Here is a 26,526-nt window from a genome sequence, read left to right as displayed (position 1 = left end):
GTACCCGAACTCCGGCTCGGCGTTCGGGTACGCCGGCCGAGAACCGATCACGCCCCGCGGAGCCTCGCTCGGATCGACAGCCGGGACGGATGGGATAGACGGGACGGATGGGATAGTTGAGTCGGATGGGATAGTTGAGGCGGATGGAATAGATGGGATAGATGGGGCAGGCGCAGCGTCGAAGTCCCGATGCGCAGGGAAGGGGTACTGCGGCTCGCGCCCCCGGGTCTGGCGCGGCGTGTCCAGCGGGTCCGGCGCGGCCACGGGTGGCCACGGCATGCCTGGTGGCGGCTGTGGTTGCCGATACCGGGGACGCTCACCCGGACCCCCGTGCGGTCCCACCGCCGGCGATCGCGCCGGTACGGGCCCGTACGGCCGGGACTGGGGTTGGCTCGGCGGCACAGACGGCTGTGCTCCGGCCTGCGGGTGAGGCGCGGCCTGCCGCTGCGGTCCGGCCTGCGGGTGGGGCGCGGCCTGCGGGTGGGGCGCGGGCATCCGGGACGGCGGTTTGGCGGGCTCAGATCCCGCCTCCGGCGCCGGTGACCGTGCCTGCTGCGGGGAGATCCGCACAGCGGGACGTTCCGGGGAACGAGGTTGCGCCGCCGCGGGCGACCCGCCGCCGGAGGGTTTGGCCGGCCCGGGCGCCGCGCCATCCAATCGACGATCACCTGATACATGATCATCCTGCCTACGATCAACCGCCCGGCGCCCGATCGGTTCCGGGGGTTGGGGCCGCCGATGTTCAGCCTGGCGAGTTTCGACCCGCGGCGGTTCCGCGCGCGACGCCGACGGCACTACCGGCGCGGGTCCAGGTGTCGGACCCGGCGCCGCCGGTCGCACGGGTGCCGGAGTGGCGTTCGGACGGCTGCCCGTGCCGCTTGAGCCCTTCGCGCCGTCAGCATCGGCACGGTCAGGTTCAGGCTGGGAGGTCTGGCCGATCTCCGACCCAGGCCGGGATGGCCCACCGGCACGTTGACCGGTTGACGCCGCCGTCGCGCTGGTCGTCGCCTGAGGCGGTTGGGACGCAACCTGGCGCCGGGCCGGCGGCGCCTGGCCGCCGGCGGCGGGACGCGCGTGGGGCGACCCGACCGCACCCCGCGTAGCCGACGACCCAGCGGCACCCGAAGAAGCCGGGCTCCCCGGAGACGAGCGATGTGCCCCGGACTGTCCACGCGGGTCTGGCGCGCCTGCCCGGCGAGGCCCGGGCGTCTCGGTCGACCGGGCCGGCTCATCCGCGGGACGCACCGATGGACTCTGCGGGCGCATCGCACGGGACGGGGTCTGCGCCGGCGACGCCCCGGCCTCCCCGCCGGCATCGTCGTCCCGGTCTGTTTCGCGAGGCCGCCGCGCCGGCTGTTCGGTCATTGCACACGCTCCCGGGTCAGCTGGGCCGGGTCGGGGTCCGGCGAGTGGCCCAGGGACATAGTGGTCGACGCCGGAAACTGCCCGCAAACTGCCACAGCCCCGATCCGGCTGTGCCATGCGTTCGCCTGGCCAGCGCGTGCGCCCTGACCAGCCAGTGTGCCTGGACGGAACGGACAGAGCGCAGGTGTCCGCCCGACCCCGGGCCCCCCATCATCGTGCCGCAGACACTACGGGCTGGTCCGCACCTGCGCGGATCGCGGCCAACCCCAGAGCACTGCGGCGCCGACCACTATGGCTAGACTTCCTCCCCGATACGGTGCACCCGGATGGTGTTGGTCATCCCGGCCACACCCGGCGGTGTCCCCGCGACGACGACAACCAGCTCACCGGGCCGACAACGCTCCAGCTGCACCAGTGCGTTGTCGACCTGCCGGACCATCTCGTCGGTGCTGTGCGCGAACGGGACCAGGAAGGTCTCGACGCCCCACAGCAGCGCCAGCTGGCTGCGGACGGCCGGCACCGGCGTGAAGGCCAACAGCGGGATGGGGCTGCGGTACCGCGCGAGACGGCGCGCTGTGTCCCCGCTCTGGGTGAACGCGACGAGGTAGCGGGCACCCATGGCTCCGCCGACGTTCGCGGCGGCCTCGGCCAGCGCCCCGCCGACCGTGCGTGGGCGGGTCCGCAGCGGCGGAATCCGAGAAAGATCAACCTCGACCGTCTCGATGATCCGTGCCATCGTGGAGACCGCCTCGATGGGGTAGTCACCGACGCTGGTCTCCGCCGACAGCATGATCGCGTCGGCACCGTCGAGGACGGCATTGGCGCAGTCGCTGGCCTCGGCACGGGTGGGCCGGGGGGCGTGGACCATCGACTCCAGCACCTGGGTGGCCACGATCACCGGCTTCGCACGCTCGCGCGCCCATGACACGGCGCGTTTCTGGACCAGCGGCACGACCTGCAACGGCATTTCCACGCCGAGGTCACCACGGGCGATCATCAGGCCGTCGAACGCTTCGACGATCTCCTCGAGCTGGTCGACTGCCTGCGGCTTCTCAATCTTGGCGAGGACGGGGAGGCGCACGCCGACCTCGTCCATCACCGCTCGAACCTTTTCGATGTCGGCGGCCGACCGGACAAACGACAGAGCGATCATGTCGGCAGGCAGACCGAGCCCGAAGCGGAGGTCCTCGGTGTCCTTGTCGGTCAACGCGGGCACCCCGAGGGCTGCGCCCGGGATGTTCATCCCCTTGTGATCGCTGACCGGACCACCGATGGAGACCGTGGTGTGGACGTCGGTGCCGACCACGTCGGTGACGTCAAGCACCAGCCGGCCGTCGTCGACGAGGATGTGGTCACCCTTGGTGACGTCGGCGGTCAGCCCTGAGAACGTCGTTCCAACCCGATGCTGATCACCGACGACGTCATCAGTGGTAATCGTGAACTGTTGGCCGGGCAGCAGGGTGACCTGCCCGGACCCGAACTTCCCTAGCCTGATCTTCGGCCCCTGAAGATCGACAAGGATGCCGACACTGCGTCCGGCAGCGTCAGCAGCGGCGCGGATGCGCAGGTAGGTCTCGGCATGTTGGTCGTGGGAGCCATGGGAGAGGTTGAGACGGGCGATGTCCATACCGGCTTCGACCAGCGCCCGGATCATGTCGGGTGAGCTGGTGGCAGGACCGAGTGTACACACAATTTTCGCGCGACGAGACACGGGATAAGCCTAGGAAATGATGCCGGGGGCTTGGACACCGCCCCCACTATCGACTGAACGACACCTGGAACCTTTTACGTCTACAGGAAATAGGACCCAGCCACGCCACAAGCTGCGGTACGTGGTGCGACGGCGTACGGTCGACGTGTCCGCACCGCGGCGCAGCGCGTGGATACCGAACCGGACCAGGGCGTCGGCAAGGGAGCCGAGCGATCCCTACGAAGAGCTCTCCAATGGGTGCACAGGCCGGCAGGTCCAGGTAACTTCCCAGGTCACGGTGGGCAGACAGATGAGCGAAAACCCGGCGATCCACCGCCATCCATCCGGCGATGTAGACATCGCCCTCCCGCATGACGACCCCGACGCGACCGCGGTGAACGGTGACGACAGCTCGGATGAGGCGCTTCCCGACAGCGGAAGGGGACGCCCGGCGTAGGCACGCCGGCGATCCGCGCGTCGACCACGTGACGCCGTTGGTCCCGGGGCAACGGCCCGGACAACACCTGTGAAATGACCCGGATGGTCCGCGGGTGAAATCAGGCACACATGTGTGAAAACACCGCCCGACGTGACCGACGCTGCCCGGGCGCGGTTCAGCCGACGGCCGCGGTTTCCTGTTCGCCGCGATTGCCGACGGTCAGATCCTCGACCGCCGGCGCTGGAGCCTGGCCTTCGAACTGAGTGCGGTACAGCTCCGCGTACAGGCCGCCGCTGGCCAGCAGCTGGGAGTGCCGCCCGCTCTCGACTACCCGTCCACCATCGATCACCAGAATCCGGTCGGCGTCGCGAACCGTGGACAGGCGATGCGCGATCACCAGTGATGTCCGACCGGCCAGAGCGGTGGCCAGCGCCCGCTGGACCGCCGCCTCGGACTCGCTGTCAAGGTGGGCGGTGGCCTCGTCGAGAACGACGATCGACGGCTCCTTGAGCAGCAGCCGCGCGATCGCCAGCCGCTGCTTCTCACCGCCGGAGAGCCGGTAGCCACGGTCCCCGACGACCGTGTCGAGGCCGTCGGGCAACGCCCGCACAACGGATGCGATCATGGCCGCCTCCATCGCCGACCACATCTGCTCCTCGCTCGCCTCCGGACGGGCGTAGACGAGATTCGCCCGGATCGTGTCGTGGAACAGATGCGCATCCTGTGTGACAACGCCCACGGCATCGCGCAATGAGCGAAGAGTGACGTCGCGGACGTCATGGCCGCCGACCCGGACCGTCCCGGTACGTGCGTCGTACATCCGGGGCACCAGTTGACTGATCGTCGTCTTGCCTGCGCCGGACGGCCCCACCAGGGCCACCAGCTCACCGGGTGCGATGCGGAACGAGATGTGATGCAGGACGGGTTCAGGTACCCGCCGGTCGAGGATGGCCACCGACTCCAGCGACGCCAGCGACACCTCGTCCGCGGCCGGGTAGCCGAACCCGACGTCGTCGAACTCGACCGTCGCCGACCCGCGGGGCAGGTCGACCGCGTCCGGCCGGTCGGCGATGGCCGGGCTCAGGTCGAGCACCTCGAACACCCGCTCGAAGGAGACCAACGCGGTCATCACGTCGACGTTGACGTTCGACAGCTGGGTCAACGGCCCGTAGAGGCGGGACAGGTACGACGTCAGCGCGACGACTGTGCCGACCGCGAGGATGCCCTCGGCCGCGAACCGGCCGCCGACTCCGTAGACGATGGCGGTCGCCAGTGACCCGACCATCGTCAACGAGACGAAGAAGATCCGGCCGTACATCGCCTGGGTCACACCGATGTCACGGACCCGGGAGGCCTTGGCGGCAAAGCTGTGGTTCTCCGTCGACGGCCGGCCGTAGAGCTTGACCAGCAGTGCCCCCGACACGTTGAACCGTTCGGTCATCGTCGTGTGCATCTCGGCGTTGAGCCCGTAGCCCTCCCGGGTGAGCGCGGCGAGTTTCGGACCGAGCAACCGCGCCGGGATGACGAACACCGGCAGCAGGACCAGCGACACGATGGTGATCTGCCACGACAACGCGATCATCGCCGCAAGGACGAAACCGACGGACACGACGTTCGACAGGACGGCGGACAGCGTCCCGGTGAACGCCGACTGCGCGCCCAGGACGTCGCTGTTCAGCCGCGAGATCAGGGCACCGGTCTGGGCGCGGGTGAAGAAGGCGAGCGGCTGACGTTGGACGTGGTCGAAGACCCGGGCCCGCATGTCGAAGATGAGACCTTCGCCGATGCGAGCCGAGAACCAGCGTTGCGCCAGCGCCAGCAGCGCGTCGACGATGGCGATCGCACCGACCAGCGCCGCGAGCGCCTCCACGACGCCCACCCGCCCGGGAATGATTCCGTCATCGATGATCGATTTGAAGATGAGTGGCGTGGTGGCGCCCAGCGCGGCGTCGATGACGATCAGCACAAGGAAGCCGGCCAGCATCCGGCGGTACGGGCGTGCGAACCCCACGATCCGGCGCAGAGTGCCCGGCCGCAGTTTCTGGTGCGCGATCGAACGGTCACGCTGGAAGGCCCGTGCGCTGATGGGCGGCCCGCCGTCCGCGATTCTCATCAGTCCACCTTGGCGTCGATGTCATTACAACTACAACACTGTAAGCAGCCTGCGGCTACGGATCATTCCCGCGCCGGCGGCCCGTCATCCCGGCGGCACTGCCTCAGCTGACGTGCGGAGCTGGACATCCCGTTCGGCACGCAGCTGGGTATCCCGTTCGGCACGGCGCTGGTCTGGTCGGGAGCGCTCGCGGCTGTGCAGCAGCAAGGCCTTGACCTCGACGGCCAGGCCCCGGGGCGGGGCAAGCAGCGCGGCGGCGAGATCCTCCACCGCATCCGCCAGATCGACGGGGGCCGCGACCCGGTCCGCGAGTCCCAACATGTACGCCTGCGTGCCGGATACCGCCCGTCCGGTCACGCAGAGGTCCAGCGCCCGGCCATAGCCGACCAGATCGACCAACGTGTCCGATACCCCGAGCGCCGGAACGCGACCGTGCCGGATCCCGTCCATGGCCAGGTACGCGTCCGCACAGAAGACCCGCAGGTCGCAGGCGAGTGCCAGGCGCAGAGCGCCCACCGCCCACCCGCTGACGACAGCGATGCTGAACAGGTCGGGCCGGGACAACCAGTCGAGCGCGCGCTGGCGGTCGCCAACGAAGCCAGGGCTGCCAGGGCTGGCAGGGCAGTCACCGGCCATGCCGGGTCGGTCCCGGCCGCCGGCAGCGGTCGGGTCGACCCGGACATGATCAAACGGTGGCAAACCGCCGATGATCCGAAGAAGCACAAGCCGAATGCTTCCGGGCAGACATCTCCCGATATCGGCCAGCACTCCCACGGCGGGCACGGCGCGCGCGCAGGCGGCGCCGCGATCCTGACGATCGACGGTGACGGTCGCCCGCGAACCCTCGATCGTCAGGGTCAGACCGGCCGCCGCCAGATCGGCGGCGGCCGGTTGCAACATGATCAGACGCTCTTCTTCTTACTGCCGCGGGTTGCGCCGCCCCGGCCTCTCAGAGTTGTTCCGGACTCCGAGAGGATCCGGTGAACGAACCCGTACGAACGACCCGACGACTCAGCGAGGAGGCGGATGCTCTGACCCGCCTCATACTTCTTCCGAAGCTCTGATGCAAGCTTGTCGCGCTCCGCGCCGGTGATCCGGGTTCCTTTCCTAAGCTCGGCCAATGTGGCCCCCTCCGTGATAGATGATCTGCGAACCGATCTTCACTCAGTCGCGGTGAACGCGCCACTCGAAGCGCATGTGATCCATCACACTGTCCTCTTCACGCGCCCGACCAACCCCCCGGCTGCGCTCGGCTTTTCCCTTCTTCCCATCACCGGACCACCAACGCCCGGCCACGGGACCGATGGCTGTTTCGCCCACCGCAGCAGGAGAATCGGCACATCCACCAACGTCAGCGAAGGCCAGTGTCCCTAATCGCCCCTGTCTGGTCCGACAGTGACTTCGGCGCGTCGCGACGACCATCGCCGAATCCGCGCCGGTGAACATCGTGCACCACCCGAACCCGGCACCGTCGACCTGGCTACGGTGCACATGTGGGCATCGCGGCGGGCATGCAGCCATGAGAGCGCCTTTGCGGCCCGCCGTTCGATCGGGGAGCTCCGATCCGCGGGGATGTCGCAGCCGTCTGCCACGACTACCGTTCACCGGCGCAGACCCGACCGAGTTCGGCGAAATCGCAATCTGGATGGGGGCGCTGATTGCCTGTCTGGGCCTGACCGCGCTCCTGCGCGCCGGCGGAGGCGAAGCCGAACCGCTGCCGACGCTGCTCGCCGGCATACCGTTCACGGCGGACCGGCGCCCGCACATTTCGCCGACGTCCCTTCTCGCCCCGGCAGTCCTGGCCGTGGTCATCGTCGCCGCATGGCGAGACGTTCACATCCGGCTGCGGTGGGGCACGCTGCTCATCACCGCCTACGTGGCGTCGTTGGCATGGACGCTCGCGTTGGCTTCCGTGCACGGCCTGAGCGGCCTTGCCGGACCGCTGGGCAACGGGCCGGGCTACCTGTCGGATGTGGCCGCCGCGGACGCCGACCCGGTGGGCTTCCTGCGGAGTTACACCCACCAGGAGGCCCACCAGGGGGCCGCTTCCGGCAGCGGCACCCGGGCACATCCCCCCGGGCTGGTGCTGGTGCTGTGGGCGCTGACACGGCTGGGCATCAGGGCCCCGAGCGCGCTGGGAGTCGTGCTGACGGTCGTGGGCGCGGCCACCGTCCCGCTCGCCGCGATCGCGGTCCGGTCGTTGTGCCACGACCGGGCCGCCCGCCGCTTTGTGCCGGTGCTGGTGCTGGCACCGTGGGCGGTGTGGATACCGGCGGCGGACGCAGTGACCGCGACCCTGGCCGCCGCCTTCGTCACGCTCGGGGTGATCGGATCCGAACCGGGTAGACACCTGCGGTGGGCAGCGGGATGCGGCCTGGGAATCGGCGTGGCGACGCTCTGCGGCTACGCGGTGCCGTGGCTGGGAATCACGGTGGTGGCCACGTACTTCGTCCGGCGGCGACCACTGCTCAACGTGATCACCGGCGGCTGCGTCCTGCTGCCGCTGTCCGTGGCCGCGTTCCTGGGGTTTTCCTGGCCGGACGGGCTGGCGGTCGCGCGCGACCAGGTCGTCCACGCCACCACGCACATCCCCGGTAGCACCGCGGGTGTCCCGGCGTGGGTCGCCCGCGTCCCTCCCGGTCTCGCGGTCGTCCTGGCCGCCTGCGGACCGACGATCATTCGGGCGGCACGGCGGGTCCGGCTCACACCCGGCTGGCCCTTTCTGGTCGGCGCCGTCCCCGCGATCGGCTTCGGGATGGTGACCGGCCTGACCGGCGCCCATCCCGAGCGGTCCTGGTTGCCGTTCTACTGCTGGCTGCTGGTACCCGCGCTGGCACCGAGCCCACGCCCGCAGGGCCCGGGCGACATGACCCAGGCGGGCACCCTTCCGCTGGGCCTGACCACTGTCGGGGCCCTCAGCGCGATTGTCGCCCGCGCCTTCCTGCCCGGGGCCCTGTGACTGACCGGCAACGCGCCTGCCGGCCTCCTGGTCAGCCGGTCAGCCGGTCAGCCGGTCAGCCGGTTGGTGGACGATGTCCGGCTCCAGGTAGACCCTGCACGCGATCGGCACAGCCGCCCGCAGCGCCGCCTCGGCGCCGTCGATCGCGCGCGCGACAGCGGGCAGGGTCAGCTCGACATCCATACTGATCTTGGCTGCCACGAGGAGTTCATCCGGGCCGAGGTGCAGCGTGCGCAGATGAATGACCCGCGTGACATGCGGCGACCCCGCAAGAGCGCTACGGATGGTGGCGACCATCGCCGGAGTGGCCGCCTCCCCTACCAACATCGCCTGGGTCTCGACCGCCACGACCACTGCCACGGTCAGCAGCAGGATGCCGATCGCCAGCGTGCCCGCCCCGTCCCAGATCGGGTCGCCGGTTGCCAGCGTGAGACCCACGCCGGCAAGGGCGAACACGAGGCCCACCAGCGCGGCAAGGTCCTCCAGAAGCACCACGGGCAGTTCCGGGGCACGGGCGGCGTGGACGAACCCCCACCATGAGGCGTCACCCTTGAGCGGGCGGGCTTCGGCGATCGCGGTGCGCAGGGAAAACCCCTCCAGGACCGTCGCCACGAGCAGGACGACGATCGCCACCGCAGCGCTGTCGAGCTCGTGGGGGTGGCGCAGCTTCGCCACGCCCTCGTGGACCGAGAACAGGCCACCGATGCTGAACAGCACGATCGCGACGAGGAAGCCGGCGATGTAGCGCGAGCGCCCGTAACCGAACGGGTGTTCCTCATCGGCCGGACGGGTGGCGCGCCGCTGACCGAGCAGGAGCAGGACCTGATTGCCCGAATCCGCGACCGAGTGGATGGACTCGGCCAGCATCGACGACGACTGAGTGATGACAAACGCGACGAACTTCGCCACCGCGATCCCCAGATTGGCCGCCAGTGCGGCCAGAACCGCCTTCGTGCCACCTTCCGCGCTCACACGACCATCCTTGCTCAACGCTCCTGCTCGCTCCTGCACGACGCTCCTGGACAGCTACACCTGGTATGGCCGACGGCAGCGGGTTGCGGTTACCCGGTCAGGCGAGAGTGATCAACTCGGCGAGGTCCGCGGACCAGGAGTCCTCGACGCCGTCGGGCAGCATGAGCACCTTGTCCGGAGCCAGCGCCTCGACCGCGCCCGGGTCGTGGGTGACCAGCACCACCGCCCCTCGAAACGTGGCGAGGGCCGCGAGGACCTCGCCACGCGACGCCGGGTCGAGGTTGTTGGTGGGCTCGTCCAGTAGCAACACGTTCGCGGCGCTGCACACGAGCCCGGCAAGTGCCAGCCTGGTTTTCTCCCCGCCCGAGAGCGTGCCCGCCGGCTGGGCGACGGTGTCTCCGCTGAACAGGAAGGCACCCAGGATGCGGCGCAGCTCCACATCGGAGGTGCCCGGCGCGGCGGCGCGCATGTTGTCCAACACCGACTGGTTGGTGTCCAGCGTCTCGTGCTCCTGGGCGTAGTACCCCAGCCGCAGCCCGTGACCATGGTGGACCTCGCCGGTGTCCGGGGACTCGACGCCCGCGAGCATCCGCAACATGGTCGTCTTGCCGGCACCGTTGAGGCCGAGAATCACGACCCGCGCGCCGCGGTCGATGGCCAGGTCGACGCCGGCGAAGACCTCCAGGGATCCGTAGGACTTCGACAGGCCGGTGGCGGTCAGCGGGGTCCGGCCGCACGGCGCCGGATCGGGGAACCGGAGCTTGGCGACCCGGTCTGCGACCCGTACGTCGGCGAGACCCGCGGCGAGCCGGTCGGCCCGGCGGTCCATCTGGTGGGCCGCACGGGCCTTGGTGGCCTTCGCACGCATCTTGTCGGCCTGGGCCTTCAACGCGTCGATCTTCTTCTCGGCGTTGGCCCGCTCCCGGCGGCGGCGGCGTTCGTCGAGATCCCGTTGGGCCAGGTAGGTCTTCCAGTTGACGTTGTAGACGTCGAGGGCCGCGCGGGTGGCGTCGAGGTAGAAGACCTTGTTGACGCAGCGGTCGAGCAGGTCGACGTCGTGGCTGACCACAACCAGCCCGCTGTCGTGGGAGCGCAGGAACTCGCGTAGCCAGGCGATCGAGTCGGCGTCGAGGTGGTTGGTGGGCTCGTCGAGCAGCAGGGTCGCGTCGCTGTCACCGGCGCCGGCGAACAGGATGCGGGCCAGCTCGACCCGGCGGCGCTGGCCACCGGACAGCGTCTCAAGCTGCTGGCCGAGCACCCTGTCCGCAAGGCCCAGCGCGGAGCAGATCCGGGCTGCCTCGGCCTCGGCCGCGTACCCGCCGAGGGTGCCGAAACGCTCCTCCAGGCGACCGTAGCGGCGGATCGCCACGTCCCGTGCGGCATCGTCGACCAGCTCCGCCATTTCCAGCTGGAGCTTCTCCATCTCCCGCACGAGCACGTCGAGGCCGCGGGCGGACAGCACGCGATCACGAACGGTGTCGGCCGGGTCACCGGCCCGCGGGTCCTGCGGGAGGTAACCGAGGTCACCACGGACGTCGATCTTTCCGGCGAACGGCAGCGTCTCGCGAGCCAGCGTCTTGAGCAGGGTGGTCTTGCCCGCGCCGTTGCGTCCGACCAGCCCGATCCGGTCACCCGGCTGGATGCGGAACGACACCGCCTCGATGAGTGTGCGGGCGCCGGCCCGCAGCTCCAGATCGGACGCGATGATCATAGGTGCACGTGGCCTTCCGGGAAGACGTCAGCAAACGCGGCAGCAGGACGGCACGGCCCGCGTCACGGCCCCTCACGAAGCCGTGAACGTCAACGCCGGGAACTTTCAGGGCGACGGACCTGGACGCTGCGAACGTCACCACCGAACCCATACTCACAGAGTACGGATACCCGCGCCCGCGTCGGTGTGCCCCGGTGATCGGCGCCACCGGGTCATGAGAGGGTGGCGCAGGGCTGCGCCGGATTCCAGGTGGCGCGTGCCCCGTGCGCTCCAGTCGGCTGCCGCGGCCGCCGATCTCGACTTTCATTCCAAGGGGGACGTTCACACCATGTCGACGCTGCTGGTGACCGGAGCCGCCGGGTTCATCGGATCGAACTTCGTCCGCTACTGGCGTGAGCGGCACGCCGGCGACCGCCTGGTAGCGCTGGACGCGCTGACCTACGCGGGCTGCCGGGAGAACCTCAGCGACGTGTTGGACGCGATCACCTTCGTGCACGGCGACATCCGCGACCGCGAGCTGGTCGAATCGCTGCTGCGTGAGCACCACGTCGACATCGTGGTCAACTTCGCCGCCGAGTCGCACAACAGCCTGGCGATCATTCGCCCGGGTGAGTTCTTCTCCACCAACGTCATCGGTACGCAGACGCTGCTGGAAGCCGCCCGCACGGTCGGCGTGGCGCGCTTTCACCAGATCTCGACGTGTGAGGTCTACGGCGACATGGCCCTCGACGACCCGGGCGCCTTCACCGAGGACTCCCCCTACCTGCCCCGTACGCCGTACAACGCGGCCAAGGCCGGCGGCGACCACGCGGTACGGGCGTACGGCCTGACCTACGACCTGCCCGTGACCATCACGAACTGCTCGAACAACTACGGGCCGTACCAGTTCCCGGAGAAGGTCATCCCGCTGTTCGTCACCCGGGCGCTGCAGGGGGAAAACCTGCCGCTGTACGCCTCCGTGCGCAACCGGCGGGAATGGCTGCACGTCGCCGACCACTGCGCCGCGATCGACGTGGTTCTCCAACGGGGCCGGGTCGGCGAGACCTACCACGTCGGCAGCGGGGTGGAGGCCGACATCGAGACCATCGCCGACACCATCCTCGGCGAACTGGGCCTGCCCGCGTCGCTCAAGACGATCGTGCCGGACCGGCCGTCGCACGACCGGCGTTACCTGCTCGACTCGTCCAAGCTCCGGGCCGAGCTCGGCTGGGCACCCGAGATCGGCTTCGCCGACGGGATGAAGGAGACCGTGGCCTGGTACCGCGACAACGAGTCGTGGTGGCGCCCGCTCATCGGCCGCTCCCCCGTCTCCGAGACCGCCTGGCGCTGAGACTGCCTGGCGCGGAGACTGCCTGGCGCGGAGCCGGCACACCCCGACACCGGCACGGTCGTCGACTCCTCGCGGTCAGGCTGGCGCGCTCCGCGCCAGCCTGACCTGACCGCCTACTCGCTGCTGGCCAGCAGGCTCGCGCGCAGCATTGCCACGTTCGGCATCCTTACGAATACCTTTGTATTATTTGTTTGATATCCAGATTTAACCCAAATTTAACACTTGGCAAGACTGCTTTAATCTAATATTCAGTGCACACCAGCGGTTATTACGTTTTTCCGACCAAGAACGTCGACCCGAAGCAAGCCTTTCGCGTCTCAATTCACCATGGCACCCAGGGATGACATCTGGCGATCACGCGGATGCCGTTGTACACAATTAAGAATTCCGACTGCCCCGGCGCGTGAATCCGACGATGTGACGACCCGACAACCTGAGTCGTTCTTCATGTCTCACGCGATACAACCGAGACCCATCTACCAGCGCCGGAAAACGATTCAACGAGATCCCGCAAAGGATGATCGTTATGGCTTCTGGAAACGCCCGCCTCGGTATGTGGATGATCGGCGCACGGGGTTCCGTCGCCACCACCACCATGGTTGGCATGGCTGCTATACGTGCCGGGTTGACCTCGCCGGTCGGGTGCGTCACCGAGCTTTCGGACTTCCGTCCAGCGGCGCTCGCGCGCTTTGACGACCTGGTGTTCGGCGGCCATGACATCGCCACCGTCCCATTAGTGAAACGCGCCGAGCAGCTCGCGCTGGCCGGCGTCGTGCCCGTGCATCTCCTCGACCATGTCAAGGACGAGCTGGTTGCGGCCGACAAAGAGATCAAGCCTGGTGTCACGGACCTTCCGTCCGGGCGGACCCAGGCCGAGGCGGCTGCGGGGCTGGTGGCCGATCTGGTTTCGTTCCGACAACGACACCGGCTGGCACGCGTGGTAGTCGTCAATGTCGCGTCCACCGAGCCGACGCCCCCGGAATCAGCAGCCCATGCATCCCTGAGCCGTCTTCGGGAGGCGATGTCGTCGGCTGGATCGGTCGTTCCGACGAGTTCGCTCTACGCCTATGCGGCATTCACCGCGGGCTGTTCATACATCAACTTCACGCCGTCCGCAGGCGCTGGGCTGCCAGCCCTCGACGAGCTTTCCCGCGCCTGCGCCGTCCCCTACGCCGGTAACGACGGCAAAACCGGGGAAACCCTGGTCAAGTCCGCGCTCGCACCAATGTTCGCGCACCGCGCGTTACCGGTGCGTTCGTGGAGCGGAACGAACCTGCTGGGCGGCGGGGACGGCGCCACGCTGGCCGAACCGGCCCGAGCGCACAGCAAGACCAGATCGAAGTCGCGTGTCCTCGAATCCGTTCTCGGCCATCCGGTCGAGGGAATCGTCCACATCGACAACGTACCGGAACTCAGCGAATGGAAGACCGCCTGGGACCACATCCTGTTCGAAGGTTTTCTCGGTGTCCGGATGACGCTCCAGTTCACCTGGCAGGGCTGTGACTCGACGCTGGCCGCACCACTGGTGTTGGACCTCGTCCGTCTCCTCGGCCGGGCCCACGAGACGGGGCATGTCGGCCCCCAGGGTCAACTCGCGTTCTTCTTCAAGGATCCGGTTGCTACCGACGAGCACCGGCTGGTCATGCAGTACGAGGCACTCCGCTCCTGGGCGCGGTCACTGGGACCGCACCGATGACCGCGGTTGCGCATCTGGCGGCCCTGGTCGAGCTGGTGCGAGCGCCCGCCGCACTGACCGTCCCCGGGGATACCATCGCCGGCGCGGCGATCGTGGGCCGGCGGTTGGACCCGGCGAGCGTGGGTCTCGCCGCTGCCTCCATCTGCCTGTACTGGGGCGGAATGGCACTGAACGACATGGCGGACCGCGATGTCGACGCCGTGGAACGGCCACACCGGCCGATCCCATCGGGCCGCGTGACCCCGCGGACCGCTTTCGCACTGGCCACCGGCCTGACCGCAGCCGGGATCGGTATCGCAGGCCTGGCCGGTGGGCCCCCGGCGCTCATCGTCGCGGTTCCCCTGGCCGCCACGGTGTGGGCCTACGATCTTGCCCTCAAGTCCACCCCGCTCGGTCCCGCCGCGATGGCCACCGCCCGAGCCCTCGACGTCATGCTCGGCGCAGGGCCACACCAAAGCCGCCGTTGCCTCCCCGCAGCGCTCGTCGTCGCCGGCCACACCTACGTGGTCACCGAGTTGAGTCGACGGGAGGTACAGGGCAGCGGCAAGGCGCTACCGAAGGTCACCCTGGGCGCGACCACGCTGGTCATCGTGGCAACCTCGGCCGTCACCCGCCGTCGGGGTACCCGGCGCCACCAGATCGCCGGCATGGGCCTGCTGGGTGCCTACGCCGGGACCTTCGGCGCGGCTCAGGCCGCTGTCGTACGCGACCCGGGCGCGCGCCACGTCCAGCAGGCGGTCGGCGCGGGGATCCTCGGGCTGGTTCCACTCCAGGCTGCGATCACAGCATGCAGCGGCAGGCTTCGGGCGGCCGGCGCGCTGGCCCTGCTCTTCCCGGTAGCCCGGACCCTGGCCAGACGGGTGTCACCGACATGAATGGGCCGCTGCGCTTCGGCTACGGCACCAACGGCTTTGCCGACCATCGCATCGACGATGTCATCGCCGTGCTGGCCGGCATGGGCTACGACGGGATCGCACTCACGCTTGATCATCAGCATCTCGACCCGTTCGACGCCGACCTCGCCCGCCAGGTGCGGCGTGTCGGTGCCCGGCTCGCCGCGGCCGATCTCGCGGTCGTGATCGAAACGGGCGCCCGGTACCTGCTCGACCCCTGGCACAAGCACAGCCCCACCCTCACATCTCCCGACGGCCGGGAACGGCGACTGGACCTGCTGCGGCGGGCGGTCGGTGTCGGAGCGGATCTCGGCGCCGAAGCGGTGTCGTTCTGGAGTGGGACGGTGCCGGCCGGGGTCCCCCGCACCCTCGCCTGGGAGCTGCTGGTTGACGGCTGTGCCAGCGTGGTCACGGCGGCCGAGCAGGCAGGGGTCCAGCTCGGATTCGAACCCGAACCGGGAATGATGATCGAGGATCTCGCCGGCTACGAGCGCCTGCGAAACGCCCTCGGCGCGCCTGCTGCCTTCGGCCTCACCCTCGACATCGGCCACTGTCGTTGCCTGGAGTCCGCGCCTGTGCCCGAGTGCATCCTGGGGTCGGCGGACCGGGTGGTCAACGTGCAGATCGAGGACATGCGCCGAGGTGTCCACGAGCACCTGGAGTTCGGCTCAGGCGAGATCGATTTTCCCCCGGTCCTGGATGCGCTGATCAGGATCGGATACGGCGGTCTGGTATCGGTCGAGCTACCCCGGCACAGCCATGCCGCGCCGCTGGTGGCCCGGCGTTCCCTGGCCTTCCTGCGGCAGGCGTGCGCGCCAGGGCCACAAGTCCTCCCGGAAACGATCCATCCACGGTGAGCCTGGGAGGTGACATCACATGACAGCTGGCGACAGAGCAACTGGCGAGCGGGCAACTGGCGAGCGAGCGACCGGCGACGGGGGGCTGTCCGTCGACGGACTTGCCTCGACGCTCGCGCTCAGGCTCACCGGTGCCGGGCATGCGTGGTTGACCAACGCGGTCAACGCGGTCAGCGCCGTCGGCGGTTCCGCCGACACGATTGACCAGCTCTTCCCGGCGGTGCGTCGGCACTGCGGCCACGGCCCGCTGCTCGCGTCCACCGGCCCGGCCACCGGCCCGGGGCTGCACGGCTGGACCGTCGACGAGGCAGCCCGAGTACTGCTGCTCACGGTGCTGCCGATATCCGGCGACACACTGGCCGGCACAGTCGCGAGGTTGTACGAACGCGGCGACGCCGCCGAGCGCCGCGCAGTGCTGCGGGCACTGCCGCTGCTGGACGTCGGCCCGGACACCGTCGCGATCGTTCGGGACGCCCTACGCACGAACGACGCCACGCTGGTGGCCGCAGCACTCGGCCCGTACGCGGCCCGACACCTCGACGACGCCTCGTGGCGTCAGGGGGTGCTCAAGTGTGTCTTCCTCGGTGTCCGGCTGAGCGAGGTCGCGGACCTGACCCGGCGGGCGGACGAGGAACTCGTGCGGATGCTGGTCGCGTTCGCGCACGAACGCATCGCCGCCGGCCGGGATGTGCCGCCCGACGTGCTGGCTGTGGTGGAGAGCTTTCAACCCTGACCGATCTCGCCCTGACCGATCTCGCCCTGATCGATGTCGTTTTGATCGATGTCGTCCGTCGGAAGGCAGCGCATGCGTATTTTCGACCCCCACATCCACATGACGAGTCGAACCACCGACGACTATGAGGCGATGTACGCGGCGGGAGTCCGTGCCCTGGTGGAGCCGGCGTTCTGGCTCGGGCAACCCCGCACGTCCATCGGCAGTTTTGTCGACTACTTCGACGGGCTGCTCGGCTGGGAGCCGTTTCGAGCCGCCCAGTTCGGGATCGCACATCATTGCACGATCGCGCTGAATCCGAAGGAAGCCAACGATCCCCGCTGTAAGCCGGTTCTTGATCTACTTCCCCGGTACCTGGTGAAGGACCGGGTGGTCGCGGTCGGGGAGATCGGATTCGACTCGATGACCTCCGAGGAGGAGCGTGCCTTCGCCACCCAGCTCACGCTCGCTGTCGAACACGACCTACCCGCGCTGGTACACACCCCGCACCGCGACAAAGCAGCTGGAACATCGCGAAGCCTTGAGCTCATCGATGCATCGGGCATCGCGCCGGAACGGGTCGTACTCGATCATCTCAATGAGGTCACGGTCGGTCTGGTTGCCGGCACCGGCTGCTGGATGGGTTTCTCGATCTACCCGGATACCAAGATGGACCCCGACCGGATGGTCCGCATCCTCACCGAGTACGGAACCGAACGGATGCTGGTGAACTCGGCCGCCGACTGGGGACGCAGTGACCCGTTGCGCACCCGGGCCACCGGCGAGGCGATGCTCGCCGCGGGATTCGACGCCGACGACGTCGAGACTCTTCTGTGGCGCAACCCGGTCACGTTCTACGGCCAGAGCGGACGCCTGGAAATCGACGGCCTCGACGCCGTGGGCACCGACAGCACGGACAGCACCGACAGCGCGGACGGCACCGACACGGCCGCGCCCGCCCCTGCCGCGGACGCCCTGTTCGCCGGCAATTCGGTGCTGCGCGGTGTCCGATGACCCGGCCCATTGCACGATCATGCAGGTCAGGCCGGTGCCACGGGTCAGCCCGGTGCCACGGGTCAGCCCGGTGCCGCGATGTCACGTCCGCCCGGCGTGGATGAGGGGCCGTCACCATGCGCTTTCGACACCGCGACGGCACCGTCGTCCATCTGGCGTACTGCACGAACGTCCATCCCGCCGAAGATCTTGCCGGTGTTCGGGACCAACTGGTCAGATACGCCGAGCCGATCCGCGAACAGCTCGGCGTCGACCGGCTCGGGCTCGGGCTGTGGCTCGCCCACGATGTCGCCACGGCGCTGGACACCAACCCCGCCGACCTGGCCCGGCTGCGAGCCGAGCTGGTCGCCCGCGGTCTGGAGGTCGTGACCCTCAACGGCTTTCCCTACCGGCACTTCCACGCTCCGGTGGTCAAGCACGGCGTCTACACACCGGACTGGTCCCAGCCGGACCGGCTCGTCTACACCACCGTGCTGGCGCGCCTGCTCACCGGGCTGATGCCCGACGACGCGGCCCGCGGGAGCATCTCCACCCTTCCCCTGGGCTGGCGGAGCTGGTGGAATGACAGCCGCCGGGATGACGCCGCCCGCCAGCTCGCCGCGCTCGCCGACGAACTCGCCGACCTGGAGCACCGGACCGGGCGCACAGTTCGGGTCGGATTCGAGCCGGAGCCCGGCTGCGTGGTGGAGAGCACCGATGACGCCGTGCGCCGCCTCGCCGGCATCGACACCTTCGACACGTCCAGGCTTGGAATCTGCCTGGACGCCTGTCATCTCGCGGTGGGCTTCGAGGATCCGCAGGCCGCCCTGGGCAGACTCGCCGCGGCCGGTCTGGCGGTGGTCAAGGTCCAGGCGTCCTGCGCGTTGCATGCTCCTGATCCAGCCGCGCCGGGCGCCCGCGACATCCTCGGGGGGTTCGTCGAGCCCCGGTTCCTGCACCAGACTCGCGAACTGGCCGAGCCCGGACCGGACAACGGGTTCGGCGGCGGGTCCGACGTTGGGTCGGGCAGCGGGTCCGAGCGCCGCCTGCACGCCCGCGACGATCTACCCGACGCGCTCTACGGACAGCGCGCACTGCCCGCCCGCGGGCCCTGGCGTGTCCACTTCCACATCCCGTTACACGCCACGCCGGCAGGGCCGGTTGGCAGCACCCGGGACGTCCTGGACGATGTTCTCGCCAACGTGTTCGGTGGGCGACATGCGGTTACCGACCATGTTGAGGTGGAGACCTACACCTGGACGGTCCTACCCGAACGGGACCGCCCGACCGATGAGAAGTCCCTTGCCGCCGGGATCGCCGCCGAGCTGGACTGGACGCGGCGAGCGCTGGCCCGCCACGGGCTGGTGGAGGTGTCATCATGAGCGCGTCCCCGACGGCCCCCACCGCCGTGCTCGTCCTCGACGTCGTCGGGCTGACCCCGGCGCTCCTTCCGCACATGCCGCATCTGCGCGCGCTCGGCGCCGAGGGTTTCACGGCCACGCTGGACCCGGTGTTTCCCGCGGTCACCTGCTCGGTGCAGTCATCCATGCTCACCGGATTGCCACCACGGGACCACGGTGTGGTCGGGAACGGCTGGTACTTCCGGGATCTCGGCGAGGTCCTGCTGTGGCGCCAGCACAACGGTCTGGTCGCGGGCGAAAAAATCTGGCATGCCGCCCGCCGGCAGAACGGCGACTATCGGGTCGCGAATATCTGTTGGTGGTACGCGATGGGCGCGGACGTCGACATCACCGTCACGCCCCGACCCATCTATCACATGGATGGCCGCAAATCACCGGACTGCTACACCGTCCCCCCCGAACTGCACGACGAACTGACCGATCACTTTGGTCCTTTTCCGCTGTTCAAGTACTGGGGCCCGGGAGCGGGCCTACCCTCCTCGCAGTGGATCATTGACGCAGCCGGGCGAATCCTGGACCGCAGCCGGCCGGATCTCACGTTCGTCTACATCCCGCACCTCGACTACGATCTGCAGCGCTACGGGCCGGACTCCCCCCAGGCCGTGACCGCGGCCGGCAATGTCGACACGGCGCTGGCGCCACTGCTGACACAGGCCCGCGCCGCGGGCACCACCGTCGTCGCACTCAGCGAATACGGGATCACCGATGTGCGCGGAACGATCGACATCAACCGGATGCTCCGCCGCGAGGGTCTGTTACGCGTGTACGTCCAGGCCGGCATGGAGTACCTCGACCCGTGGACGTCGAAGGCGTTCGCCGTAGCCGACCACCAGGTCGCCCACGTCTACGTGGCGGATCCTGCCGACGTGGCGCGCGTGCAAGCCATGATTGCCATGCTGCCCGGGGTGGACGCCGTTCTTGACCGTGGCGCCCAGGCGACGTTCGGTATCGACCACGAACGCGCGGGCGAGCTGGTGGCGATCGCCGAACCCGACCACTGGTTCACCTACTACTACTGGCTCGACGACGACCGTGCCCCTGACTTCGCCCGCTGCGTCGAGATCCACCGCAAGCCCGGCTACGATCCCGCCGAACTGTTCCTCAATCCCGCCGACCCGTGGGCCAAGGCACGCATCGCGCTCGCGCTCGCCCGCAAGGCGGTCGGCCTGCGCTACACCATGGCGGTGATTCCGCTCGTCCCGTCCATGATCCGGGGAAGTCACGGCCGACTGCCCGACGATCCGGGCAACGGGCCGGTACTGCTGTGCTCCGACCCGAGCGCCGCACGGGAGCGTTACCGCGCCACCGAGGTGAAGGACCTTCTGCTGCGTCTGGCGGGAATGACAGAACCCAACCCGACTTCGCGGCACAGCACAGTAACGGCACAGTAATGGCACAGTAATGGCACAGTAATGGCACAGTAACGGCACAGTAATGGCACAGTAATGAAATAGTGACGGAATAGCGACGGGACAGCGGTGGCAGACGGTGGCAGACGGTGGGACAGCACAGTGACCGATACGGCGGGAGCGGGCATGTCAGCGAATTCTGACGCGAACACAGACGGCGAGGGAAGGGACGTAGGTGGATGGCTGGTTGATTTCCTAAGCGCGCACGGTGGGATTGCCGGTTCGGTACATTTCCGCAACGGGGACGATCTTGTGCTGGTCGCCGCTCACAATATCCCGCCGCAGGTTCAGAAGATTACCGCGGTCGTTCCCCGCGGCAAAGGTATGGCGGGCCTGGCGCTGGCCCGGGGAGAAGCTGTACAGACCTGTAACCTGCAGACCGACGACTCGGGCGATGTACGACCCGGTGCCCGGGAGGTGAACGCGAACGCCGCGGTCGCCCTGCCGGTTACCGATTCGGCGGGGCGGGTTCGCGCGATCGTGGGTATCGCCTTCGGCACCGAACGGGAGATCCCGACGCAAGAGATGATCACCCTGCTGGCCGGCTCGGCTGATCTGCCCACCTGACGGCGCCCGTCAGGAGCCATCCGGAGGCCGCTCCCACGCCATCGGGGAGCCCGCGGCCAGCGGGGTGGTGGTGGGGCCGGCGGACGCCACATCGGGGGTATCGGGGATATCGGGGATATGGCCGGCGGCCTGCATCCGGACGCGCCGTGCCCCTCCCGCCAGCCACCAGCGCGAGCGCACACCAAGGCCACGAAGGCGCCGGCGATGACGAAAGGCCGTCCAGGCGATCAGTAGGACGCCCAGAGCGACGAAGCTGAGCACGGTGTCGTGGGAGATGGCGGTAGCGAGATCAACCGCGTCGTCGCCGAGCGCGTAGCCCAGACCGACGACGGCCGCGGTGCGCAGGAACGTGCCAATGGCATCGCCGATCACGAACCGGAGCAGCGACATCCCGTGCCATCCGGTGGCCGCGTAGATCAGCTGGTTCGGGACGGGCAACCATGGTGCGAGCACCAGCGCACCGAATCCCCAACGCCCCGTCAGTCGGTCGACACGGTCGGCGAACTCGACGCTCCTGGGATGCCCACGGGTGATGAGATCGACCGCCGAGCGCCCGTACCGACGGCCCGCCCACCAGCCGAACGCGTCCAGCGGCACCCAGCCCAGCGTCGGCGCTGTGAGGGCAGCGACGAGACCGGCCTTGCCGGCCCGGGCGAATGCGCCGGCGGCGACCATGGCCGGCGAGGTGGCACCGAGGAGCTCGAGCAGGACCGGGTCGGTGCCGATCAGCTGTGGGATCAGCAGCACGCTGGCCGACGCCCATACCGTCTGGGCGACCAGGCCGCCGACGCACATGGCGTCCACCGGCCGTATCCGGGCCCACCACCGGCGCCCGGACGCGCGTGCCGGGTCAGCTGGCTCCGCGGCCATCACGACACATGCCGCGCTTTCCGCGGTTTTCGGGTTTTCCGCGGTTCCCGGGCTTTCCGCCGTGGCGGTTGCGAGCGGAGCCACGGTGTCACCCACCCCACTATGGTCGATCGGCCAGGCATGACGCGCCCGGGAATCCCGTGATCCGAGCGCACGGCCACCGAGGCCGCTGCGAGCCGACGGACGATTCTTCGCTCATCGTCGTAAATCAGTCACTCATCGACGTATGCTTCACAGCAAATGTGCCGTCCGAATCCGAGGAGGAGTGGCACCATGACAGCTGTGGCGGTGAACCGTGACCCGGTGGCGCAGAAGCCGCAGGACAGGCCGCTCGGTCGGCCGCTGGACATCACCGGCCTCGTCGAGTGGCCGCTGCCGGTCGGCCGGGTCGACTTCGACGAAGGTCTGGCCTACCTCCATGCCGTCGACCCCGGCGGCTACACCACCGACCACCTCGACCAGGCGACCACCGACCACCGACCACCGACCACCGACCACCGACCACCGACCACCGACCACCGACCACCGACCACCGACCACCGACCATGATCAGCGAAAGTTTGTCGCTGTGTACGCTTTCCGGGCCGGTACGCGTACCGACCGACAAGCAGACACCGATCAAGGATGCTGGCTGCTCGTGGCAAGGACGTGCGCAACAGTCCGGGACACGTAGTCGGCTCGCCGTGTCACATCGGCCCAGGTGAAGCGGAGTACGGTCCAGCCCAGCGTCGTTAGCATGTTCTGTCTGTGACGGTCACGGTACAGCGCGTCCGGACCGGCGTGAACGGCCACTCCGTCGGCTTCGACGTCGAGCCGTCGGCTCGGCCAGGCCAGATCGAGGCGGGCGACGATATGCCCGGCCGCGTTCCGGACCGGCCACTGAAGCTGTTCAGGGACCAGCCCGCCATCGGCGAGTAGCAGCCGTAATCGTGTTTCCAGCGGGGACTCGGCCCGGCCGTCGGCACACTGCCACCAACCCGACCGCGACGGCGCGCCATGCCGGCCGACGGCAAGGCTCCGGGCGGCGTGGAGATCGATAAGCTTGCCGGTACGCAGCGCCGCGTCCATGAGGGCGACGGCGTCATCCCGTCCGCGGCGCAGCACCATGTCGGCGAGCGTGCGGGGTGCCGAGGTCGTCGGAATGCCACAGACATCTGTGACTTGGGTCGATGGTAGGTCATTCCAGTGCAGTACGACGCCGTCGGGCTGCCTTCGCGCAGACCTGCGCGGCAACAGTAGGTGGACCGGTTCGTCGTGCCGCGCGGTCGGGAGGCAGCCGAACCCGAGCAGCCGCGCCGCGGTGATCTCGCACGCGACGGCATCCGGTCGGAGTAGCAGAGCCGCGCGAACCCGACTCCGAAGCGGGTGGGCTCCGGGCACAAGGTACGTGCCTCGGCCAGGGCGTTGCCACTGACCGGTCCGGACGAGGTGCGCGATCTGCCGGCGGGTCAGGCCCGCGGCCCGCGCCTGGGAACTGCTGATCATTCCGTCCTGCTTCCATACCTGACGAAGCAGCGCCGGAGGCGGACCGGGACAGGGGTCGACCATCGCCTGATCGTGCCGGGTCCGGCCATTGTGGCGCCATACCCGACCTGGATCTGTGGATAACCGTCGATGATTGCTTATAACCGCCGATAGCCACGATTCAAGATCGGCAGCTGTTTGTTGCTGGGTACGCTTTTCGGGCCGATTTGCGTACCTAACGACAAACTCGCGCCGATCATCGACCGCAGCATGGACCGCCTGTACTGCCGTCTGTGGACAGGACCTCGGCAGCGGGATGGGCTGGTCGCCTGTGGATCGTCGAACACTCCAGCGATCCACAGAGGCGCATACCGCAGTATGATCGAAGCATGTCTGCTACCACCCGCATCACGATCACGCTACCCAGCGACCAGGTCGCCGAGCTGAAAAAGATCACGGACAATGTTTCCGGATACGTCGCCGCAGCTGTCGCGCGCCAGATCCGACACCGGCTACTCGTCGACGAGCTTCAGCGCTACCAGGAGGAATCCGGCGCGTTCACGCAGGAGGAGCTGGCCGAGGCGCGGGCCAAACTCGACGCCGCAGACATCACCGAAGACACGGCAGCGTGACCAGGCGCATCGAAACGGTCATCCTGGACTGCGCGGGACTGTCCGCCTGGATCGCTCAAGATCGAAAGGTCGCCGCCATCCTCCAGATCTTCAGCGAAATGGAGTCCGACCTCGTCATCAGCGCCAACACAATCATCGAGGTCAGCCACGCGGGCGTGAACATCACTCGGCTGAACTGGCTGCTCTCGCGGATCAAGGTCGAACCGGTCACCAAGGAGACCGCGACGGCTTCCGCGCAGCTACTCAAGAAAGCCAATCTGCACGGCCACAGATACGCGATCGATGCCACAGTGGTCGAGGCTGCACTGCGGCAGCCTCGACCGGTCGCCATGCTGACATCGGATATCAACGACATGTCCAGACTCTGCGGCCATCAGGTACATCTGATCGCCGTCTGAATCAACCCCGTACACCGGCGTCAATCCCTCCAGGGATGATCACGGACGCTGCGCTCCTCCTTGACCCCCCTGGCCCGGCTGTCGTTTCAATCCCTCCAGGGATGATCACGGACCTGGCGGTGCCTGCGTTCTGGCGGTTCATCACACGTTTCAATCCCTCCAGGGATGATCACGGACCGGGGATGCGGGCGGATCTTCTACTGTTGGCGGGTTTCAATCCCTCCAGGGATGATCACGGACTTGATCAGAACCGGATTGATGCACGGCCCATAGACGTGTTTCAATCCCTCCAGGGATGATCACGGACCAACTCTCTCCCCCGACAGGCCCTCCCGGCGAGCTGCGTTTCAATCCCTCCAGGGATGATCACGGACCGCCCTCGTGGCGGCGCCTGTGGATCTCCGACTACACGTGTTTCAATCCCTCCAGGGATGATCACGGACCTGGCTGCTGCGCCACACCGGCAGTCCCCGCTTCGCGTTTCAATCCCTCCAGGGATGATCACGGACAGGACATGACTTCGGAGCCGCGGTAGCCGGTGTCGTGTTTCAATCCCTCCAGGGATGATCACGGACTCGAGCTCTTGCTGACGCCAGAACGCGCGGAGAACTTGTTTCAATCCCTCCAGGGATGATCACGGACAAGCGGCGGCAATGTGGGCAGAAGCCGGTCGCCTGTTTCAATCCCTCCAGGGATGATCACGGACTTTATACGACGCTTGGCCCGTTCCTCGCGAAAGTTTCAATCCCTCCAGGGATGATCACGGACTCGAGACCGGGCCGTTGAGTGCCGGCGGCCTCACCTGTTTCAATCCCTCCAGGGATGATCACGGACGGACCTGCTCGATCGGCTCACAGGTCGCGAGATCAGTTTCAATCCCTCCAGGGATGATCACGGACCTTGTGCAACGTGGCCCGTCCCGACGTCCGGGCATGTTTCAACCCCTCCAGGGATGATCACGGACTGGACCCTCAGGGCACCGGGACGGCCGGTGCCCGGTTTCAATCCCTCCAGGGATGATCACGGACTGGTTGCCCGGCAAGATGTCGGCCCAGGCGTCCTGTTTCAATCCCTCCAGGGATGATCACGGACTGACCTGAAGATCCTGACCCGGACCGCCTGATGCCGTTTCAATCCCTCCAGGGATGATCACGGACGCGAAGGTCAACGCCGAGATCTCGAAGCTGATTGCGTTTCAATCCCTCCAGGGATGATCACGGACAGGGCTGACCCGTGGTTTTCTCTCACGTTCCGCGTGTGTTTCAATCCCTCCAGGGATGATCACGGACTTCGGAGCGAATGGGCCCTCCTCGTCAACCCATGCAGTTTCAATCCCTCCAGGGATGATCACGGACCCATCGACCTGGGATGGACGCCCCGCCCGTTCACGTTTCAATCCCTCCAGGGATGATCACGGACACCGGGGTCGAGCAGGAGCCCGCGCCCGGTGCCCCAGTTTCAATCCCTCCAGGGATGATCACGGACCTATGCCCCCGACAGGGAAGCGCGTTTCCAAGCCTGTTTCAATCCCTCCAGGGATGATCACGGACAAGCGGATAGGTGATCCTCGGCAGGGAGACCGACTGGTTTCAATCCCTCCAGGGATGATCACGGACTCGCCGTGTTCCATGCACCCGCCGTAGGCGAGGGTTTCAATCCCTCCAGGGATGATCACGGACTCGCCGAAACAGGCGCCAAAGCGTGGGCCATCGCGTTTCAATCCCTCCAGGGATGATCACGGACCTGTCCCGGTCGTGGCACCGATCATTCTGCGGTCCTGTTTCAATCCCTCCAGGGATGATCACGGACGGTGGCTCGACAGCTCGGTGACCGTGGACTGCTGGAGTTTCAATCCCTCCAGGGATGATCACGGACATGTTCTCCGGGTACACTGCGCCCTTCTTGTTGCGGTTTCAATCCCTCCAGGGATGATCACGGACACTGGAAAAGGCGGAGCAGTCCGGGAAGGGGATGGCGTTTCAATCCCTCCAGGGATGATCACGGACGGTGGAGTTTCCCGACGGAACGCGTCCAG

22 protein-coding genes and 1 CRISPR repeat array (1 of these 23 running past the window's edge) are annotated in these 26,526 nt (G+C 67.9%); of the genes, 14 read left to right on the top strand and 8 right to left on the bottom strand.

Annotation, left to right across the window (positions count from 1 at the left end):
• Positions 1-1,660 precede the first annotated feature (1,660 nt).
• Positions 1,661-3,076: a pyruvate kinase gene (gene pyk / locus U9983_RS06535; protein WP_322750022.1), complete on the bottom strand. Its 1,416-nt coding sequence runs from the start codon at positions 3,074-3,076 to the stop codon at positions 1,661-1,663.
• Positions 3,077-3,365: 289 nt separating this feature from the next.
• On the opposite strand from pyk, the gene U9983_RS06530 reads away from it, so the two are divergent.
• Positions 3,366-3,512 carry a hypothetical protein gene (locus U9983_RS06530; RefSeq protein ID WP_322753155.1) on the top strand — a complete coding sequence of 49 codons (147 nt, stop codon included), beginning with the start codon at positions 3,366-3,368 and terminating at the stop codon, positions 3,510-3,512.
• 157 nt (positions 3,513-3,669) lie between these two features.
• Here U9983_RS06530 and U9983_RS06525 read toward each other — a convergent pair whose 3' ends face one another.
• From U9983_RS06525 to U9983_RS06515, 3 genes are all read right to left on the bottom strand, one after another.
• Positions 3,670-5,607, bottom strand: a complete 1,938-nt coding sequence (locus U9983_RS06525) for an ABC transporter ATP-binding protein (RefSeq protein ID WP_322753154.1) — start codon at positions 5,605-5,607, stop codon at positions 3,670-3,672.
• An 84-nt stretch (positions 5,608-5,691) separates the two neighbouring features.
• The gene (locus U9983_RS06520) at positions 5,692-6,507 is read right to left on the bottom strand and encodes an enoyl-CoA hydratase/isomerase family protein (RefSeq protein ID WP_322753153.1); all 816 of its coding nucleotides are present in this window, start codon (positions 6,505-6,507) and stop codon (positions 5,692-5,694) included.
• Between the two features lie 2 nt (positions 6,508-6,509).
• Positions 6,510-6,728, bottom strand: a complete 219-nt coding sequence (locus U9983_RS06515; protein ID WP_131766260.1) for a helix-turn-helix domain-containing protein — start codon at positions 6,726-6,728, stop codon at positions 6,510-6,512.
• A gap of 524 nt (positions 6,729-7,252) precedes the next feature.
• On the opposite strand from U9983_RS06515, the gene U9983_RS06510 reads away from it, so the two are divergent.
• Entirely contained in the window at positions 7,253-8,566 is a 1,314-nt protein-coding gene (locus U9983_RS06510; protein ID WP_322753152.1) for a hypothetical protein, read from the top strand.
• A 39-nt stretch (positions 8,567-8,605) separates the two neighbouring features.
• Here the strand turns inward: U9983_RS06510 and U9983_RS06505 are convergent, their stop codons facing one another.
• Both U9983_RS06505 and U9983_RS06500 read right to left on the bottom strand, forming a co-directional pair.
• Positions 8,606-9,538 carry a cation diffusion facilitator family transporter gene (locus U9983_RS06505; RefSeq protein WP_322749202.1) on the bottom strand — a complete coding sequence of 311 codons (933 nt, stop codon included), beginning with the start codon at positions 9,536-9,538 and terminating at the stop codon, positions 8,606-8,608.
• 97 nt (positions 9,539-9,635) lie between these two features.
• Positions 9,636-11,249, bottom strand: a complete 1,614-nt coding sequence (locus U9983_RS06500; RefSeq protein WP_322753151.1) for an ABC-F family ATP-binding cassette domain-containing protein — start codon at positions 11,247-11,249, stop codon at positions 9,636-9,638.
• A gap of 328 nt (positions 11,250-11,577) precedes the next feature.
• Here U9983_RS06500 and rfbB point away from each other — a divergent pair, with 328 nt between their 5' ends.
• The 9 genes from rfbB to U9983_RS06455 all read left to right on the top strand — a co-directional run bounded on the left by rfbB (position 11,578) and on the right by U9983_RS06455 (position 21,127).
• On the top strand, positions 11,578-12,579 hold the full coding sequence (gene rfbB, locus U9983_RS06495; RefSeq protein ID WP_322753160.1) for a dTDP-glucose 4,6-dehydratase: 1,002 nt from the start codon (positions 11,578-11,580) through the stop codon (positions 12,577-12,579).
• A gap of 526 nt (positions 12,580-13,105) precedes the next feature.
• Positions 13,106-14,275 carry an inositol-3-phosphate synthase gene (locus U9983_RS06490; RefSeq protein WP_322753150.1) on the top strand — a complete coding sequence of 390 codons (1,170 nt, stop codon included), beginning with the start codon at positions 13,106-13,108 and terminating at the stop codon, positions 14,273-14,275.
• On the top strand, positions 14,272-15,150 hold the full coding sequence (locus U9983_RS06485) for an SCO3242 family prenyltransferase (RefSeq protein WP_322753149.1): 879 nt from the start codon (positions 14,272-14,274) through the stop codon (positions 15,148-15,150). The genes U9983_RS06490 and U9983_RS06485 overlap by 4 nt, the downstream gene beginning before the upstream one ends.
• Positions 15,147-16,025, top strand: coding sequence for a sugar phosphate isomerase/epimerase family protein (locus U9983_RS06480; RefSeq protein WP_322753148.1), 879 nt, complete (start codon positions 15,147-15,149; stop codon positions 16,023-16,025). The genes U9983_RS06485 and U9983_RS06480 overlap by 4 nt, the downstream gene beginning before the upstream one ends.
• Before the next feature lie 19 nt (positions 16,026-16,044).
• On the top strand, positions 16,045-16,758 hold the full coding sequence (locus U9983_RS06475) for an EboA domain-containing protein (protein ID WP_322753147.1): 714 nt from the start codon (positions 16,045-16,047) through the stop codon (positions 16,756-16,758).
• A 72-nt stretch (positions 16,759-16,830) separates the two neighbouring features.
• Complete coding sequence (locus tag U9983_RS06470; RefSeq protein WP_322753146.1) at positions 16,831-17,751, top strand: TatD family hydrolase; 921 nt, start codon at positions 16,831-16,833, stop codon at positions 17,749-17,751.
• A gap of 116 nt (positions 17,752-17,867) precedes the next feature.
• Complete coding sequence (gene eboE / locus U9983_RS06465; protein WP_322753145.1) at positions 17,868-19,112, top strand: metabolite traffic protein EboE; 1,245 nt, start codon at positions 17,868-17,870, stop codon at positions 19,110-19,112.
• A complete protein-coding gene (locus U9983_RS06460) occupies positions 19,109-20,542 on the top strand; it encodes an alkaline phosphatase family protein (protein ID WP_322753144.1) in 1,434 nt (477 codons plus the stop codon). The genes eboE and U9983_RS06460 overlap by 4 nt, the downstream gene beginning before the upstream one ends.
• A gap of 144 nt (positions 20,543-20,686) precedes the next feature.
• Positions 20,687-21,127 (top strand): GAF domain-containing protein, encoded by a 441-nt coding sequence (locus U9983_RS06455; RefSeq protein ID WP_322753143.1) that lies wholly within the window; start codon positions 20,687-20,689, stop codon positions 21,125-21,127.
• Between the two features lie 9 nt (positions 21,128-21,136).
• Here the strand turns inward: U9983_RS06455 and U9983_RS06450 are convergent, their stop codons facing one another.
• On the bottom strand, positions 21,137-22,081 hold the full coding sequence (locus U9983_RS06450; RefSeq protein WP_322753142.1) for a DedA family protein: 945 nt from the start codon (positions 22,079-22,081) through the stop codon (positions 21,137-21,139).
• A 189-nt stretch (positions 22,082-22,270) separates the two neighbouring features.
• Between U9983_RS06450 and U9983_RS06445 the strand changes: the two genes are divergently transcribed.
• Positions 22,271-22,546 (top strand): hypothetical protein, encoded by a 276-nt coding sequence (locus U9983_RS06445; RefSeq protein ID WP_322753141.1) that lies wholly within the window; start codon positions 22,271-22,273, stop codon positions 22,544-22,546.
• 69 nt (positions 22,547-22,615) lie between these two features.
• Here U9983_RS06445 and U9983_RS06440 read toward each other — a convergent pair whose 3' ends face one another.
• Positions 22,616-23,482, bottom strand: a complete 867-nt coding sequence (locus tag U9983_RS06440) for a type IV toxin-antitoxin system AbiEi family antitoxin domain-containing protein (RefSeq protein WP_322753140.1) — start codon at positions 23,480-23,482, stop codon at positions 22,616-22,618.
• Between the two features lie 368 nt (positions 23,483-23,850).
• Here U9983_RS06440 and U9983_RS06435 point away from each other — a divergent pair, with 368 nt between their 5' ends.
• Positions 23,851-24,093, top strand: a complete 243-nt coding sequence (locus U9983_RS06435; protein WP_322753139.1) for a hypothetical protein — start codon at positions 23,851-23,853, stop codon at positions 24,091-24,093.
• Positions 24,090-24,491, top strand: coding sequence for a PIN domain-containing protein (locus tag U9983_RS06430; RefSeq protein ID WP_322753138.1), 402 nt, complete (start codon positions 24,090-24,092; stop codon positions 24,489-24,491). Before U9983_RS06435 ends, U9983_RS06430 begins: the two co-directional genes overlap by 4 nt.
• Before the next feature lie 17 nt (positions 24,492-24,508).
• Positions 24,509-26,526: a CRISPR direct-repeat array (repeat unit 30 nt; unit sequence GTTTCAATCCCTCCAGGGATGATCACGGAC); it runs 1,480 nt beyond the window's last position.

Source organism: Protofrankia sp. Cas3 (assembly GCF_963555955.1).
Lineage (GTDB): Bacteria > Actinomycetota > Actinomycetes > Frankiales > Frankiaceae > Protofrankia.
This window is presented reverse-complemented; position numbering and strand designations above follow the sequence as displayed.

Bases quoted from the DNA above. Each gene is read 5' to 3' on its own strand.
- U9983_RS06460 (WP_322753144.1), top strand. From the start codon at position 19,109: ATGAGCGCGTCCCCGACGGCCCCCACCGCCGTGCTCGTCCTCGACGTC.
- U9983_RS06530 (WP_322753155.1), top strand. From the start codon at position 3,366: ATGAGCGAAAACCCGGCGATCCACCGCCATCCATCCGGCGATGTAGAC.
- U9983_RS06490 (WP_322753150.1), top strand. From the start codon at position 13,106: ATGGCTTCTGGAAACGCCCGCCTCGGTATGTGGATGATCGGCGCACGG.
- U9983_RS06500 (WP_322753151.1), bottom strand. From the start codon at position 11,249: ATGATCATCGCGTCCGATCTGGAGCTGCGGGCCGGCGCCCGCACACTC.
- U9983_RS06485 (WP_322753149.1), top strand. From the start codon at position 14,272: ATGACCGCGGTTGCGCATCTGGCGGCCCTGGTCGAGCTGGTGCGAGCG.
- U9983_RS06480 (WP_322753148.1), top strand. From the start codon at position 15,147: ATGAATGGGCCGCTGCGCTTCGGCTACGGCACCAACGGCTTTGCCGAC.
- U9983_RS06455 (WP_322753143.1), top strand. From the start codon at position 20,687: ATGTCAGCGAATTCTGACGCGAACACAGACGGCGAGGGAAGGGACGTA.
- U9983_RS06470 (WP_322753146.1), top strand. From the start codon at position 16,831: ATGCGTATTTTCGACCCCCACATCCACATGACGAGTCGAACCACCGAC.
- U9983_RS06510 (WP_322753152.1), top strand. From the start codon at position 7,253: ATGGGGGCGCTGATTGCCTGTCTGGGCCTGACCGCGCTCCTGCGCGCC.
- U9983_RS06520 (WP_322753153.1), bottom strand. From the start codon at position 6,507: ATGTTGCAACCGGCCGCCGCCGATCTGGCGGCGGCCGGTCTGACCCTG.
- eboE (WP_322753145.1), top strand. From the start codon at position 17,868: ATGCGCTTTCGACACCGCGACGGCACCGTCGTCCATCTGGCGTACTGC.
- U9983_RS06525 (WP_322753154.1), bottom strand. From the start codon at position 5,607: ATGAGAATCGCGGACGGCGGGCCGCCCATCAGCGCACGGGCCTTCCAG.
- rfbB (WP_322753160.1), top strand. From the start codon at position 11,578: ATGTCGACGCTGCTGGTGACCGGAGCCGCCGGGTTCATCGGATCGAAC.
- U9983_RS06475 (WP_322753147.1), top strand. From the start codon at position 16,045: ATGACAGCTGGCGACAGAGCAACTGGCGAGCGGGCAACTGGCGAGCGA.
- U9983_RS06440 (WP_322753140.1), bottom strand. From the start codon at position 23,482: ATGATCAGCAGTTCCCAGGCGCGGGCCGCGGGCCTGACCCGCCGGCAG.
- U9983_RS06445 (WP_322753141.1), top strand. From the start codon at position 22,271: ATGACAGCTGTGGCGGTGAACCGTGACCCGGTGGCGCAGAAGCCGCAG.
- U9983_RS06435 (WP_322753139.1), top strand. From the start codon at position 23,851: ATGTCTGCTACCACCCGCATCACGATCACGCTACCCAGCGACCAGGTC.